Genomic DNA, 16,830 nt, shown 5'->3' with positions numbered 1-16,830 from the left:
CTGGACAGTGGCGTAATTTCATCAATCGTGGTGCTCGACACCGTCGATTCGACCAATACGCTCGTGGCCCATGCTCTGGAAGCCTCGACGTATTCGGATGCGCGCGACCGGGTCGAGCGGCTGTTTGGGGGCGGTGAAGCGACAACGAGCACGGAGGCCGTGAAGGGACTGGCCTCTGGCACAAGGGGAAAAGCCGAAGATACGCCTCGAAAAAATACCCGTCAGGGTGTTTCTACGACTACACGATACGAGGGAAGAGTCGCAAGTAAAGGTATTCGGCGATGGCCGGGCGCCGGGGGGAGCACCATGCCGCTGAGCGTAGCGGTTGCCGATGCGCAGTCCCGGTGCCGCGGTCGTCTCGCCCGAACCTGGGTCAATCAGCCCCGACGCTCCCTGCTGGCCACTTGGGCCCTGCCGATGCCCACCAGCCTGCTGACCGGACCCTTTGGCGGATGGATGCCTATGGTGGCGGGACTGGCTGCTCTGGAAGGTCTGCAGGACGTGCTTGAGTACCACGGCTGCCGGCTGGCTGGCGGCGGCGACCCTGACGGGGTCCTGACCCTCAAGTGGCCCAACGACTTGTTCTGCCGCGGAGCCAAGCTGGGGGGCATCCTCTGCGAGCTGGTCCGGGTGGATCAGGACTGGTCGGCCCTGGCTGTCGGCATCGGCATCAACCTGTTCCTACCTCGGCAGGCGCTGCCCATTGCTGAGTCCACCTCCCTGCAGCTCCATTACCAGGACCTGCCCGACTACCGGACCCTGCGCGACGATCTGGTCGACGCCATCAGCTGGCACTTGAGCGGGGAGATGGCCCCCCTCGGCGTTGACGGGTCGCTGGACAGGACCTTGAACGGGCCGCAGGGGCTGCGCTCGCGGATTGTCGCACTCAGCTGGACGCTGGGCAGGCGGGTCAGGGTCATTCCCGTGGCTGGTGAGCCCGTGGAGGGCCGTGCCCTGCAGATCAATCCGGACGCCTCCCTGCAGGTGCGGTTGCCCGACGGCAGCCAAGTCGACGTGTCCACGGCAGATGTGGGCGTCCTGCCTGAAGTAGCTGCTGTGGGGGTCTAAACCCCCACCCTGTTCATGCTTTCCGTCAGTCCAATCACCCTTGAGCAACCAGTGAGGAGAGGGGAATGAAAAAACTGCTGATCGCCAACCGCGGCGAGATAGCCCTGCGGGTTGTGCGCACTGCCCAGGAGATGGGCATCGCAACCGTGGCCGTCTACGCCGACCAGGATCGGGATGCCCCCTATGCCCAGATGGCGGACGAGGCCTACCTCTTGCCTGGGGACACCAACCTGGAGACCTATCTGAACGAGGATCTGATCGTCTCCATCGCCCGCCGGGCCGGCGCTGATGCCCTCCACCCGGGGTACGGCTTCCTGTCCGAGTTCTCCTCCTTCGCCCGCAAGGTGCTTGATGCGGGCATCACCTGGGTGGGTCCGGCCCCGGAGGTCCTGGACGAGCTGGGTGACAAGATCACCGCCTGCAAGGTGGCCGAGCGGGCCAGGGTGCCCGTGGTGCCAGGCCTGAGCGAGCCCGTCACCGACATGCGCCCCCTGCTGGACTTCGCCGACGAGCACGGCTATCCGGTCATGATGAAGAAGGCCGACGGCGGCGGCGGTCGGGGGATCACCCTGATCAACGACAGCGACGAGCTGCGCACCTTCTACATGAACCACGATGCCCTTCAGGGCGGCGACCTGGGCGACTACTTCATCGAGAAGTTCGTGGACCGGGCCCGGCACGTGGAGACCCAGTCAGGCAGAGACAGCCACGGCCAGTTCACCGTCTACTCCACCAGGGACTGCTCGGTCCAGCGCCGCAACCAGAAGCTGGTGGAGGAGGCCCCGGCCCCCTTCCTGTCCGACGACGTGATCGCCCAGCTGGAGGGATTCTCCCGCCGCCTGTTCGACACGGTGGGCTACGTGGGCCTGGGCACCTGCGAGTTCCTGGTCACCCCCAGGGACGATGTCTACTTCATGGAGGTCAACCCCCGGCTGCAGGTGGAGCATACGGTCAGCGAACAGGTCTGCGGGCTGGACCTGGTCCGCGAGCAGCTGCGGATCGCCGACGGCGGCTCCCTGAACGTGGCGCCTCCACCCCGAGGCCACAGCTTTGAGCTGCGCATCACCAGCGAGGACCCGGCCACCAACCTGACCCCCAGCTCAGGGACCATCGAGTCGATTCAGTGGCCCTCCGGCCCCGGCATCCGCGTGGACTCGGGCGTGGAGGTGGGCGACACGGTCTCGCCCAGGGACGACTCCATGATGGGCAAGCTGATCGTGACCGCCCAGGACCGTCCGGCGGCCGTGGCCAGGGTCCGTCGGGCCCTGCGCGAGATGAGCATCAGCGGGGTTCCCACCCCGGCCGGCCTCTTCCAGAAGATTTTCACCAACCCCGAGTTCACCGCCGAGGACGGTCACTCCTTCGACGTGTCCACCAAGTGGCTCGAACGGGTCTACCTGAACGTGGAGCCAGCCTCCAACGGCAGCGGCCAGCCCGCCTCGGTCTCCGGCGCCTCCGCCCAGGAACAGGACCGGGACAGCGATCCCATGGAGACCTACAACGTGGAGATCGACGACAAGCGGGTCAGGCTGGCCCTGCCCCAGTCGCTGCTGGAAGGCATGGGCGGCGTCGGCGGCCACGGCGGCATCTCGAGGCCCCGGCAGCCCCTGCGCGGGCGCGGGCTGCGCGATCAGGAGCCCGGCGCACCCCGGCAGGATGCAGCCCGATCCGGGGTCATCGTGGCCACCATGCAGGCTGTGGTCACCCGCATCAACGTGGCCCCCGACCAGGAGGTGGACAAGGGCGACCTGCTGGTGGTTCTGGAGTCCATGAAGATGGAGAACTACGTCTATGCCCCGGCCAAGGGCCGTGTGAAGACCATCGACGTGTCCGTGGCCCAGGGGGTTGATCCGGGCCAGACCCTGGTCACCCTGGATCTGGGCGGGGAGGAGCAGGCATGAGCGTCACCGAATCCACCTTGGGCTCCCAGCCGGTACGCCAGGGCATCCACCGGGCCGCCGCCCTGGCCAAGCAGGCCGAGGAGCACGCCCGTGACCGTCAGCATGCCAAGGGCAAGCAGACTGCCCGGGAGCGCCTGGATCTGCTCTTCGACAAGGACACCTTCGAGGAGGTGGGCCGATTCGCTGGCGGCGACATCGCCGGGGACCGGGCCGGCTCCGCGGTCATCACCGGCTTCGGCCTGGTCTATGGGCGCAAGGTCGGCGTCTACGCCCAGGACTTCTCCGTTCGGGGCGGCACCCTGGGCCGGGCCGAGGGCGAGAAGATCTGCCGACTCATGGACATGGCCCTGCGGATCAAGGTCCCCATCGTGGCCATGATCGACTCGGGAGGTGCCCGCATCCAGGAGGGTGTGGCCGCCCTGACCCAGTACGGCCACATTTTTCGCAAGACCTGCCAGGCCAGCGGTTTCGTCCCGCAGATTTCCCTGATCCTGGGCCCTTGCGCAGGCGGTGCCGTCTATTGCCCGGCCCTGACCGACCTGATCATCATGACCAAGGAGAACTCGGACATGTTCGTCACCGGTCCCGACGTGGTCAAGGCGGCCACCGGCGAGACCATCAGTATGGACCAGCTGGGCGGCGGCTACGTGCACAACACCCGTTCCGGCGTGGCCCACTACCTGGGTGAGGATGAGGCCGACGCCATCGACTATGCCAGGACCGTCCTGGCCTACCTGCCTGCCAACAGCGGACAGGAGCCTCCCCGGTACGCCTTCATCTCCGGCCATGCCGAGCGTCAGGCCGCCAAGCGACTGGCCACGGTCATCCCCGAGAACGACCGGCAGCCCTACGATGTGCTGGACGTCATCCACGCCATCGTCGACTACGGCGAGCTGGTCCAGGTCCAGGAGCTCTATGCCCGGTCCATCGTGGTGGGCTTCGCCTGCCTTGAAGGCCGGCCGGTGGGAATCGTGGCCAACCAGCCCATGGTGGACGCGGGCAGCCTGGATGTGGAATCCTCCGAGAAGCTGGCCCGTTTCGTCCGCCTCTGCGACGCCTTCAACCTGCCGGTCATCACCCTGGTGGACACCCCTGGCTACAAGCCGGGCTCGGACCAGGAGCATGCCGGCATCATCCGCCGGGGGGCCAAGGTCATCTACGCCTACGCCAACGCCCAGGTGCCCATGGTCACCATTGTGCTGCGCAAGGCCTTCGGCGGCTCCTACATCGTCATGGGCTCCAAGGCCATCGGCGCGGACCTCAACTACGCCTGGCCCTCCTCGCAGATAGCAGTGCTGGGAGCCCAGGGTGCGGTCAACATCATCCATCGGCGCGACCTGCAGGAGGCCAAGGAGGCCGGTCGGGATGTGGATGAGCTGCGAAACAAGCTTGCCCAGGAGTACGAAACCAGCACCGTCAACGCCAATCTCTCCCTGGAGATGGGCGAGCTGGACGCCATGATCGACCCGGAGCAGACCAGACCGGTCCTGATTCAGGCCATGGACCTCCTGGCGGACAAGCAGCGCGTCAGGGTCAACGACAAGCACCACGGCAACCAGCCTCTGTGAACTTCACCTCGTCATTATCGGCAATCAACAACTCTCTATGAATAGGACATCATGACCAGTACATTCTTTATCAACCGTCTCGCCGAGCAGCCGCATGCACTCATGTTCGCCGGTCAGTCCAACCCCTGGACCGTGGCCCTGGCCGATCTGCAGGGCGATCCTGACATCGACAAGGCCCTGAGGGAGCGGATGGCGGCGGCCACCGACCTGCTCGGGGGGGTCAAGCCCGACCTGCTGGCCACCAATGGCCGTCAGTTGGACCTGTTCGGCTACAGGCCCGACCCGGTCAGGCTGGGGCCGGCTGCAGACGCGGCGGTCAGCGTGCCAGGTATCGCCCTGGTGCAGCTGGGCGCCCTCATGGACATGGACCAGCTGGGCTACGACGCAGCCCAGGCCCGTCCGGTGGCCCTGCTGGGGCACTCCCAGGGCATCATCGGCGTCCACATGGTCCAGGAGATCCAGGCTGCCGGATCTCTCAAGGCTGCCCAAGGCGCTATCGATCAGATTCTGGCCACCGCCATGCTGATCGGTGCGGCCGGCACACGCCAGGCCCGTCGTCTGAGCATCCACCGCCAGGGTGAGGCCACCCCTATGCTGTCGGTGCGCGGTGCCACCCGCCATCAGGTGGAGGTTCTGGTTGACCGGGTTCCTGGCGCTCGCGGCCCCATCAGTGTGGCCGTGACCAACTCGGATCGCAACCTGGTCCTGTCCGGCTATCCGGAGGATTTGGCCGCCTTTGCCATTGAAGCGAGTAAGGAGAGCGAGCACCAGCGCCAACTGCGCGAGGACAAGGTCCGTGGCGGAACTGCCTTCTCACCTGTTCTGGAGTACCTGGATGTGACCCTGCCCTTCCATTCCCCGCTCATGAAGGAGGCCGTGGATCTGAGCGTGGACTGGGCCTCCCGCTGCGGTCTGGACACCGAGCGTGCACGGGTTCTGTCTGAAGAAGTTCTGCTCAACCATGCCGACTGGGCTGGCAGGATCGCGGAGGTCATGGACCAGCAGGATGCCGCCTCCCTCTGGCTGGTGGATCTGGGCCCGGGCGAGACCCTGGGCAAGCTGGTGGACAACCTGGTCCAGGGCACCGGCGTGGGCGTGGTCGAAGCCTCCAACCAGGCCCGGCGCGCACAGCTGTCCACCATGGAGGAGGATCCGGCCCGCACCCAGGACTGGTCCAAGCTGGCCCCCCGTCTGCTTGAGACACCGGCAGGTCCCCGGGTGGAGACCGCTTTCAGCAGGTTGACCGGCAAGCCCCCGGTCATGCTGGCCGGCATGACCCCGACCACCGTGGAGCCCGAGATCGTGGCTGCGGCCGCCAACGCCGGTTACTGGGCCGAGCTGGCGGGCGGCGGCCAGGTGACCGCCGAGGTCTTCGACCGCCATGTGTCCCAGCTGGAGGACCAGCTGCAGGAGGGCCGCACGGTCGAGTTCAACGCCATGTTCATGGACCGCTACCTGTGGAACCTCCAGTTCGGCAGCCAGCACATCGTGCCCAAGAAGCGCGCCTCCGGCACCCCCATCGACGGGGTGGTCATCTCTGCCGGCATCCCCGAGCTGGACGAGGCCGTGTCCCTGATCCGTCAGCTCAACGAGGAGGGCTTCCCCTACGTGGCCTTCAAGCCCGGCACGGTGGACCAGATCCGCCAGGTCGTGGCCATCGCCCGCAAGGTCGCCCCCACCCATATTCTGATGGAGGTCGAAGGTGGAGCCGCTGGCGGCCACCACTCCTGGGAGTCCCTGGACGACCTGCTTTCGACCACCTATGCCGAGGTCCGCGCCTGCCCCAACATCGTTCTGGTGGCCGGCGGCGGTATCGGCACCCCTGAGCGGGCGGCCGACTACATCAGCGGCCAGTGGTCCCGCGCCTACAACCTGCCGGACATGCCCGTGGACGGCGTCATGATCGGCACGGCTGCCATGACTGCCAAGGAGGCCCACACCAATCCCGAGATCAAGCGGGCTCTGGTGGCCACCCCCGGCATCGACACCTCCACCCCCGATCCGGACCCCTTCGCCCCCATGGGTGAAAAGTGGGTGCCCAGCGGCAAGTCCGTGGGAGGCGTGGGCTCCGGCCTGAGCCATCTGCACGCCGACATCTACGAGATGGAGAACTCCTCCGCCGAGTGCGGTCGCCTGCTGGTCCGGGTCATGAAGCATCCCGAGGAGTTGGAGACCCGCCGCGGGGAGATCATCGAGGCCCTGAACAAGACCGCCAAGCCCTACTTCGGCGATCTGGAGACCATGACCTACCAGGACTGGGCCCGGCGCTTCGCCGACCTGGCCTACCCCTGGGCCGACGACACCTACATCGACCGCTTCCTGCACCTGCTACGGCGCATCGAGGCCCGTGTCTGCGAGCGTCAGAGCGGCGAGTTCGACTCCATCTTTGCCTCCAGGCAGGATGTGGCCGAGCCGGAGCAGGCGCTTCGTCGGCTGCATGAGGCCTATCCCCAGGCTGCCGAACTCAAGGTGGTGCCCACCGATGTGGCCTGGTTCCCTGTTCTGGTGCGCGAGTACCCCAAGCCCATGCCCTTCGTGCCGGTCATCGACAACGATCTGCTGCGCTGGTGGGGCCAGGATCAGCTCTGGCAGTCCGAGGACCCCCGCTACGGCGCCGACTCGGTCAGGGCCATCCCCGGACCCATCTCCGTGGCGGGCATCACCACGGTGGACGAGCCGGTGGCCTCCATTCTGAGACGGTTCGAGCAGGCGGCCATAGACCGGGTGCGCGACCTGGACAACGGCCCCGCCAAGGCCTACAGCCAGCTGGCAGGCGCCGCTGACGCGCAGGAGTTCATCCGCCGCAGCCCCAACATCTCCTGGGTGGGCCACCTGATGGCCAATCCGGCCTATGGAACGGCCATGGACGACCCCAACTACACCATCACCGCCACCGGCCAGGACGACCAGGGCGAGCACTACGACCTGGACATCCATCTGGACACCTACTGGGACGACGACCCCGACGGCGGCCTGGACCGGCATGCGGTGCGCGACATCGTCGTGCCGCTGACCCTCAAGAGCGACCAGGTCGGCCTCTTCCCGGTGGTCGACCGCAGCCGCCTGCCCAAGGATGTCTACGCCCTGCTGGCCGATACGGCCGGCATCGGCAACACCACCATCACCGGCGACAAGCTGGAGGCCATGCCTGCCATCGAGAAGGACGACGACGACCCTGAGCATCCCTTCGGCCTGGCCCACAGCGGCTACACCCTGGCATCCAACCTGGGCTTCGATCATGAGGCGGCCACCGGCGGCGCCCTGCCCGATGCGTTGATCCCCTCAGGCTTCGCCCCCGACGCCCTGGTGGGTCCGGCATGGCCGGCCATCTATGCGGCCCTGGGATCCGTCTATGTGGATGGCTTCCCTATCATCGAGGGACTGCTCAACGCGGTCCACCTGGACCATCTGATTGAGCTGGAGGTCAGCGAGAAGCGCCTGCTGGAGCATACCGGCCAGCGGATTGAACTGACCAGCTGGGCCGAGCCCTACCAGGAATCCGCCTCCGGCCGGGTGGTGACCATCCATGTGGTCCACGCCGCCCAGGACGGGACTGTGCTGGCCCGCGAGGTCGAGCGCTTCGCCATCCGTGGCCGCGCCTACAGCGACCAGCTGCCCCAGGAGGCTCCCGAGTACGGCGGTATCCGCGCCGACACGGTGGACACACCACGCAGGCTGCTGCGCCGCGTCACCGTCACCGCCCCCAAGGACATGACCGCCTTCGCACGTACCTCCGGGGACTTCAACCCCATCCATACCTCCAAGCGGGGTGCTGCGGTCTCCGGCCTGTCTGCGCCGCTGGTGCACGGCATGTGGCTGTCGGCCACTGCCCAGTACGCGGCCCAGGCCACCGATGAGAAGGGCGTCCACTACGAGATCGCCGGATGGACCTACAACATGTATGGCATGGTCCAGCTGGGCGACAAGGTGGAGATCAGCCTGGAGCGTGTGGGCAAGGTCCGCCATGGTGGCCTGGTCCTGGAGGTCACCTGCAGGATCGACGGCCAGCTGGTCTCCCGCGGCACGGCGATCGCCCGCGCCCCCAGGACCGCCTACGTCTACCCCGGCCAGGGAATCCAGCAGCAGGGCATGGTCCTGGACGAGCGGGCCAAGTCCCCGGCCGCCCGTGAGACCTGGGAACGGGCCGATGCCCTGACCCGCAGCAAGCTGGGGTTCTCCATCCTGGCCGTGGTGCGTGACAACCCCCACACCCTGACGGCCAAGGGGGTCACCTACCACCATCCGGAGGGTCTGCTCAACCTGACCCAGTTCACCCAGGTGGCCCTGGCCACCGTGGCCTTCGCCCAGACCGCCCGCCTGCGCGAGTCCGGCATGGACATCTGGCCCGCCTATTTCGCCGGCCACTCCCTGGGCGAGTACAACGCCCTGAGCTCCTTCGCCGGGGTCATGTCCCTGGAGACGGTCCTGGAGCTGGTCTTCCACCGTGGTTCCACTATGCACTCCCTGATCGAACGTGACGAGCAGGGGCGCAGCAACTACCGGATGGGCGCCCTGCGTCCCAACCAGTTCGGTGTGGGCGACTCCGGCGTCAAGCAGTATGTGGAGTCCGTATCCAAGGAGTGCGGCGAATTCCTGGAGATCGTCAACTACAACCTGGCCGGCCAGCAGTACGCCATAGCCGGGACCATCGCAGGCCTGGAGTATCTGCGTGCCGACGCCAACCGTCGGGCAAAGGAAGCGGGCGGCAAGCCGGCCTTCATGTACGTGCCCGGCATCGATGTGCCCTTCCACTCCACACTGCTGCGCAAGGGGGTGCCCGAGTTCCGCGACACCTTGGACGCCCTGCTGCCCGAACACATCGACTACTCCCGCCTGGAGGGTCGCTACATACCCAACCTGGTTGCACGGCCCTTCCAGATGACCAAGGAGTTTGCGGCCTCCATCCTGGAGGTGGTTCCCTCCGAACGCATCAAACAGGCTTTGGACGATCCCAAGGTCTGGGACCAGTATGCGGCCGACGACCAGAAGCTTGGCCGTCTGCTGCTGACCGAGCTGCTCTCCTGGCAGTTCGCCTCCCCGGTGCGCTGGATCGAGACCCAGGCGATCATGTTCGATGCCCCCGAGCAGGGCGGCCTGGGCGTGGAGCAGCTGATTGAGGTAGGGCTGGGCCATTCGCCCACCCTGGCCAACCTGGGCACCAAGACCCTGAAGCTGCCCGACTTCCGCGAGCGCCACGTGAGCGTCTACAACCTGGGCCGGGACGAGAGCCGGGTCTATCTGACCGATACCGATCCCATGGCTCCGGTGGAGGAGGAGCCCGCAGCTCCGGTCCAGGTCTCCAGCCCTGAACCTGCTCAGGCTGCTGCGCCCGCACCTGCATCGACTCCAGCTCCGGCTCCGGCCCCTGCAGCATCCGAGGATTCGGTTCCTGCTCCGGCCCCGGCGACCGGCGGTCCATCGGGTGCTGATGTAGCCGACCTGCCCTTCAAGGCCTCGGACGCCATCGCCGTCCTGCTGGCCTACTCCACCAAGATCCGTCCCGAGCAGATCGGGCAGACCGACACCACCGACACCCTGACCAACGGCGTCTCCTCCAGGCGCAATCAGCTGCTGATGGACATCAGCTCCGAGCTGGGCGTGGCCAGCGTGGATGGCGCAGCCGAAGCCAGCATGACCGACCTGAGCGCCCTGGTGAACAAGGTGGCCCCCAATTATCGGCCCTTCGGCCCGGTGCTCTCCGACATCGTTCGTGAGCGCATCCGCGACCTCTTTGGCCCCTCCGGCCTCAAGCTGCAGCAGGTTGAGCAACGGGTCTCCGATGTCTGGCAGCTGGGTGCGGGCTGGGTTTCGGCCACCGTGGCCAGCCTGGTCCTGGACACCCGTGAGGGTGCCTCCTCGCGTGGCGGCGACCTGGCGCTCCTGCCCACCGAAGCCGTCTCCACTGTGCCTGCAGCCAATGCGCTGATCGACGAGGCCGTTCAACAGGTGGCCCAGCGTCAAGGCGTCACGGTCTCCATGCCCTCTGCAGGTGGTGCTGCTGGCGGGGCCGTGGTCGACTCCGCCGCCCTGGATGCCTTCGCAGCCCAGGTGACCGGCTCTGAGGGTGTGCTGGCCTCTACCGCACGCTTCCTCCTGGACAAGCTGGGGCTTAAGCCTCCGGTCGTCCAGCCTGGCGAGAATGAGGATGCTGCCGTTGTGGCCGCAGTCGATGCCGAACTGGGCAGCGACTGGCCCGAGCAGGTGGCGCCACGGTTCGAGGCCTCGCGCGCCGTCCTCTTCGACGATCGCTGGGCCAGCGCCCGCGAGGACCTGGCTCACATCTACCACGAGCACGATGATGACCGCAGCCGCCTGAGCTTCGTAGGAGCCGGACGCGAGGTGCACGATCAGGCCGTCTGGTACGCCGAACAGGCGCGCAACCGCGGCGAGCAGGATTTGGCCCGGGTCTTCAGCGACATCGCCGACCAGGCCATGACCCCTCCCGATTCGGACCAGACCGCCGCACGATTCGTTAATGATGTAGCTGTGGTCACCGGCGTGGCTCCCAAGTCGATCGCGGGATCTCTGACTGCGGGCCTGCTGGAAGGCGGGGCGACGGTCATCGCCGTCTGCCACTCCCTGAAGCCGCAGACCGTCATCTGGGCCCGCGACCTCTATCGTCGCCATGCTGTAGGCGGTGCCCGTCTCTGGATCGTGCCCGCCAACCTGTCCAGCTACCGGGATGTGGATGCCCTGGTCGATTGGGTCGGCAATGAGCAGCGCAAGACCACGGGGGCCACGACCACCGTGCTCAAGCCCGCCTACGAGCCCACACTGCTGCTGCCCTTCGCGGCCCCCGCCATGCACGGGACCATGGCCGACTCTGGTAGGCTCTTCGAGTCCCAGGCCCGACTCATGCTCTGGAGCCTGGAACGCCAGATCGCCGGGTTCGCCGGCATCGGGGCGGATACCGACGTCGACCACCGTCTGCATGTGGTCCTGCCTGGCTCACCCAACCGTGGCATGTTCGGCGGCGACGGAGCCTACGGGGAGGTCAAGGCCGCCCTGGACGCCATCGTCAACCGGTCCCGCCCCGAGCAGGACTGGTCCGGCCGGGTCACCTTCGCCCACCCGCTGATCGGCTGGGTCCGGGGCACCGGGCTCATGGGCGGCAACGATCCGCTGGTCAAGGTGGTGGAGCGCCACGGCATCCACACCTACTCCACCGAGCAGATGGCTGATTCCCTGCTGGAGCTCTGCACTGTGCAGGCCCGCCAGCAGGCTCTTCAGTCTCCGCTTAAGGCCGACCTGACCGGTGGCCTGGGCTCCAGCCCGCTGGACCTCAAGGCCCTGAAGGCTGAGGCTGCCCAGGATGAGGATTCGTCGACACCGGCTCCAGCCGGAAAGTCCGGGGATGCATCTGCAGATGCCGACAAGGATCCGGGCCGGGTCATCAAAGCCCTGCCCACACCCCGGGTGCCCGCTCAGGCCCCGGTGGACCTGAAGGACTGGCAGGGAGTAACCGCTCGGCCCGAGGATCAGATCGTCATCGTCTCCATCGGCGAGATGGGTCCCTGGGGTTCCGGCCGCACCCGATTCGAGGCCGAGATGGGCATCCACTCGGATGGCCAGGTCGACCTGAGCGCCGCCGCCGTCCTCGAACTGGCCTGGAACATGGGTCTGGTCGAGTGGCAGGACAGCCCCAAGCCGGGCTGGTACGACACCGACGGCGAGCTGGTACCAGAGCAGGACATTGCCGAACGCTACCACGACCAGGTGGTGGCCCGCTCCGGCATTCGTCCCTTCGACGACGGCATGGGCTCCGACTACCGCCAGGGCACCAACGAGGAGGAGGTGGACGTCTTCCTGGATCACGACGTGGCCTTCTCGGTGCCCACCAAGGACATGGCTGATGAGTACGTGGCCCAGGATCCTGACCACACCAGCATCGCCCGCGACGAGGAGTCCGGCGAGTGGACCGTCACCCGCCTGCCCGGCTCCCGCATCCGCGTGCCGCGCCGGGCCACCATGTCCAGGACCGTGGGCGGCCAGTTCCCCAAGGGCTTCGACCCGGTCAAGTGGGGTATTCCCGCCTCCATGGTCGGGGACGTGGATCAGATCGCCCTCTGGAACATCGTGACCACCGTGGATGCCTACCTGTCGGCTGGATTCACCCCGGTGGAGATCCTGCAGGCTGTGCACCCCTCCAAGGTGGCCTCCACCCAGGGGACCGGCTTCGGCGGCATGGCCTCCATGCGCAAGCTCTACCTGGACCGCTTCCTGGGCAAGGAGATCCCCACGGACATCCTCCAGGAGGCCCTGCCCAACGTGGTGGCCGCGCACGTCATGCAGTCCTACATCGGCGGATACGGCAACATGGTCCAGCCGGTCTCGGCCTGTGCCACGGCTGCGGTCTCCCTTGAGGAGGGCGCTGACAAGATCGCCCTGGGCAAGGCGGACTTCGTGGTCACGGGCGCCATCGACGACATCGGTGTGGAATCGGTCATCGGCTTCGGCAACATGAACGCCACCGCCGACTCCGCCGAGATGTACGCCAAGGGCATCCAGCCACGGTTCTTCTCAAGGGCCAACGACCGTCGGCGCGGGGGCTTCCTGGAGTCCCAGGGCGGCGGGACCATCCTGCTGACCCGCGGTGACATCGCCCTGCGCATGGGGCTGCCTGTGGCTGGCGTGGTCGGGTACATCCACTCCTTCGCGGACGGTGCCCACACCTCCATCCCCGCACCCGGGCTGGGGGCTCTGGCTGCCGGCATGGGCGGCAAGGATTCGGACCTGGTGCGCTCGCTGGCCAAGCTGGGCGTGGACCCCGACGACATCGCCGTGGTCTCCAAGCATGACACCTCCACCAACGCCAACGACCCGAACGAGTCCGAGTTGCATAACACTTTGGCTCACGCCATCGGGCGGACGGACGGCAACCCGCTCTACGTCATCTCCCAGAAGAGCCTGACCGGCCATGCCAAGGGTGGTGCCTGCATCTTCCAGATCAACGGGCTCACCCAGCTCTTCCGGTCCGGGGTCATCCCGGCCAATGCCTCCCTGGACTGCGTGGATCCGGTCCTGAAGCGCGACGACCATCTGGTCTGGCTGGAGCAGCCTCTGAAGGTGGGCAAGATTAAGGCCGGACTGGTCACATCCCTGGGCTTCGGCCATGTCTCCGGTATCGGGGTCATCGTCAGCCCCGGAGCCTTCGAGGCAGCTGTGCTCAAGACCTCCGGTCAGGAGGCCCTGGACGAGTGGCATCGCCGGGCCAACGACCGTCTGGCCGCTGGTCAGCGCCGTTTGGAGGAGGGCCGCATGGGTCGGGCCCCGCTCTATGAGCCCATCGACAACCGCCGCTTCCATGAGGATGGCCACGGCTATGTGGGCCATGAGGTCGAGAAGGCCATGCTGCTGGATCCCCAGGCCCGTCTGGGTGCCGACGGTTACTACGACCGGAGCTGAAAGCATCCTGAGTTGGTCGGTTTCTTATTCTCTGCAGTGGGAAATAGGAAATCGGTGAGAGTTCAATCACTGCGCTGATCAAGGAGGTGGGCCAGACGGCTCACCTCCTCTTTTGTTATGGATAGATCTCATCAACTGCTCGTACTCGGGTGATTGCTCTCTTCACGGGAGCGTGGATTGAAATGATTCTGGGTACGTCAGGCTTGGTTATGGCCTTCACTTGTCTTGTCCCACACAGGCATACGATCTGTATCTGGTTTCAGTACGATTAAGAAGGGCGTGCATTGGGTTGCTTCAAAGCTGCTTGAGGGACAGGCGGCCCTTACAACCTGAACATGATTGGACCCCATTCATGAAAAGGTATAGAAAAGTAGATGGGTGGCCCAGGTTTTACTTGGGATTATTGCTGGGCCACCCGAATGGCCGAACTTGTCTTGGGGGAGTCGTCCGGCCGCTTACTCGTGCGAAGTGTTAGTGTTAGTGGCCGCTGCTATGGGATTCCTGCGGCTGAGGTTTGTTGCCATAATACTCATGCCAAGAAGCCCGACCACCATAGCCACGCCGATATTTTTCCCCTTATGCTGTGGGCGGGACCCTTAAAAGCTGACGCAGGTACTGGTTGTTGGTGGTGTCGGATCGGGCGATTTACTGCATTGAGGGGATCGCCTGTTTCCAGTTGCCTATTCGAGTTGGTTTCTTAGACATGAGTCCTTATGCCTGAGGCAAGGCCTAGGGACTGGAAGGTTCCTATGCTGACTGGAGGGATTTGTAAGGAGTGCCGCTTTATCTTTCAGAACAAAGACAGGCATGCCCGTGTGTGTACGATGTCGTCGTCTAAACCTCACTGATTATTGTTGCCCCACGGATAGGTGTCCCTGATGGGAAGCGATAGCCAGTGAATAATGGTAGCTCGTACTGACTCGGCGTTTCCGCAAAGACACCGCACTCATCGGTGTTTGCTGCGCTCGTAGATATAACTATATTGCAGCAAGGTATCGTGCATGTCTAAGGAAATAAAACGAACATCGCGACACCAAAAGCTACACCGCACAATCCGAATATCGTAGCCCCAACGAGGTGCTTCATGTAATCTGGCTCGCCCCAATTGTTCTTGAGGTCATCTGAACATAGTGACAGAAAATGTTTAATGGCTAATATCATTTCATTTCCTTTCTTGAGAAGGAGCTGCAAGATGAAAAGCTGCCAAAATTAGGTAGGGTCAATCTGTCGATACTGAAGCAGAACAAGTTGTCGCATAGGTTATGATGCTAGCTCCGCAGCAACAAGCTGACATCTGACCTCATCTGCAAACAAATCTCATCTCTTCGTTAATCAAAGCAGAAGAACTTAGGCTAACTACTCGGCAATTATGTTTGGCTATAGTTCCCTTCTTAACTGTGGCCAACTACTTGTTTCCCGCTGTTCTCGTTTTTGAGAACTGCTTAATAAATATCTGTTGACGTTGCTTTAGATGGTATCAGAAGAATTAATGCTCATACTGTTATCGTCCGCATGATTTCAGCCATTGCAATCGATGCTCGGGCATAGTGGAATTTCCATCGTCGAAAGACGAGGCTGATGTGCGTGGCGAACTTGCCGCTGTCAATGTCAATTCCCTATTATTTTCTTTCTTCAAGATCGAATGGCGGCTTGATATCAGTCCGATTCGCCTCGCTCTGTAAAAATGAAAGATCTTGCGGATTATTTTTTCTTTCCCTACATAGTATTCAGTAATGAGTGTCTACCGCGTTAGCATGAATGATCCCGCAGTGCTCAGGCAGTCGCGGTTACACGCAAGATGTTCCTCGAATCCACGGGATTGATCCATGCATACCCAATGAAGCGATACTGGCGAGAGAGGATTTTTATTCAATGTGGATGAATTGCCTGATATTAGTTCGGCCGGCAAGGGCCAGAATTTCTGTATGAATCTTCACGGTTATCCGTGGGGGGAGGGGTAATCGGCGCAGGTCTCCATGTCGCACTGGGATTCGGTCCAAAGATGTCTACATAGGTTTCGCGGTGAATTAAACCTCGGATGAGCAATTTACTGCATGTTCCGGCCGGCCCATGTGCTATGCTCTGTACCGAGCCAACGGCTTTGCGGGCGTAGCTCAATGGTAGAGCCTCAGTCTTCCAAACTGATTACGCGGGTTCGATTCCCGTCGCCCGCTCCATGATTATCGTTGGTATTCCGCCATTCTCGGCGGGTTTTCCAACAACTTGGAGCGGTCAGGATCGGGCCTGACTGAGCGAAATCTTCCCCAGTATTCGGCACTTTACGGGCTAAATGGGTACACGTTAGGGTACACACGGAGGTGCTCGGATGACTACAGCGACAAGGTCTGTCAGATGTCGCATAGGTATCGTAATCGTCCAGGACGGGAGAGGCTACTGGTATTTCCACTGGAACCATCTCTGGGCCTTACAACCAGGTTGAACAGTTGATAAAACGGTCCGCCAAGAATGGAAAGCTAATTGAGTTGTTATATCCAGTCAAGTATGCTTGGTGCATTACGAGGTATGAAGCTTGGCAAGAAAGTTGCCGCTTCCTTAAGGATTGAAAGAATTTCGAGAACACTGTAGGAAAGACACTGCTGGCAGCCCTCGGTGTTGATGGTTGTTGGGCATTGTTCAAGGGATTGGCGGGGTGATGATAGTGAGTATTGTGGCATCCATCGGTTTTGTGCTGTCAATTATCTGCCTGGTCGAGTGTGTGACTCGTCTATTCCCCAAAGGAGTGACCACTGGCCGGGCAGTCTTTGTTGTTCTGCTATGCCTGGCGTTGATAATTCTGGGGTTTGTCTCCCTGCATTTCATGAGTAGCCCTAAGGGTTCGATTCCCATGACTAACTGGATTATCGCTATAGCACTGCTGGTGATATACG

At 63.7% G+C, this 16,830-nt stretch carries 3 protein-coding genes, 1 tRNA gene and 2 pseudogenes; all 6 read left to right on the top strand.

Annotation, left to right across the window (positions count from 1 at the left end; all coding sequences use genetic code 11):
• Window positions 1-306: 306 nt before the first annotated feature.
• The 6 genes and pseudogenes from GKC41_RS02745 to GKC41_RS02725 all read left to right on the top strand — a co-directional run bounded on the left by GKC41_RS02745 (window position 307) and on the right by GKC41_RS02725 (window position 16,119).
• Complete coding sequence (locus tag GKC41_RS02745) at window positions 307-1,068, top strand: biotin--[acetyl-CoA-carboxylase] ligase (protein ID WP_154312833.1); 762 nt, start codon at window positions 307-309, stop codon at window positions 1,066-1,068.
• Window positions 1,069-1,133: 65 nt separating this feature from the next.
• Window positions 1,134-2,969, top strand: coding sequence for an acetyl/propionyl/methylcrotonyl-CoA carboxylase subunit alpha (locus GKC41_RS02740; RefSeq protein WP_154312832.1), 1,836 nt, complete (start codon window positions 1,134-1,136; stop codon window positions 2,967-2,969).
• Window positions 2,966-4,537: an acyl-CoA carboxylase subunit beta gene (locus GKC41_RS02735; protein ID WP_154312831.1), complete on the top strand. Its 1,572-nt coding sequence runs from the start codon at window positions 2,966-2,968 to the stop codon at window positions 4,535-4,537. Before GKC41_RS02740 ends, GKC41_RS02735 begins: the two co-directional genes overlap by 4 nt.
• 51 nt (window positions 4,538-4,588) lie before the next feature.
• Window positions 4,589-11,852: pseudogene (locus tag GKC41_RS02730) on the top strand (fatty acid synthase subunit beta domain-containing protein); the annotation flags it as partial.
• Between the two features lie 68 nt (window positions 11,853-11,920).
• Window positions 11,921-13,942: pseudogene (locus GKC41_RS09085) on the top strand (beta-ketoacyl synthase N-terminal-like domain-containing protein); the annotation flags it as partial.
• A 2,103-nt stretch (window positions 13,943-16,045) separates the two neighbouring features.
• Window positions 16,046-16,119 (top strand) — tRNA-Gly (locus tag GKC41_RS02725).
• Window positions 16,120-16,830 lie beyond the last annotated feature (711 nt).

Source organism: Bifidobacterium asteroides (genome assembly GCF_009683175.1).
Classification (GTDB): Bacteria; Actinomycetota; Actinomycetes; order Actinomycetales; family Bifidobacteriaceae; genus Bombiscardovia; species Bombiscardovia asteroides_H.
The sequence above is the reverse complement of the archived record's forward strand: the minus strand, read 5'-3'. Positions and strand labels throughout refer to the sequence as shown.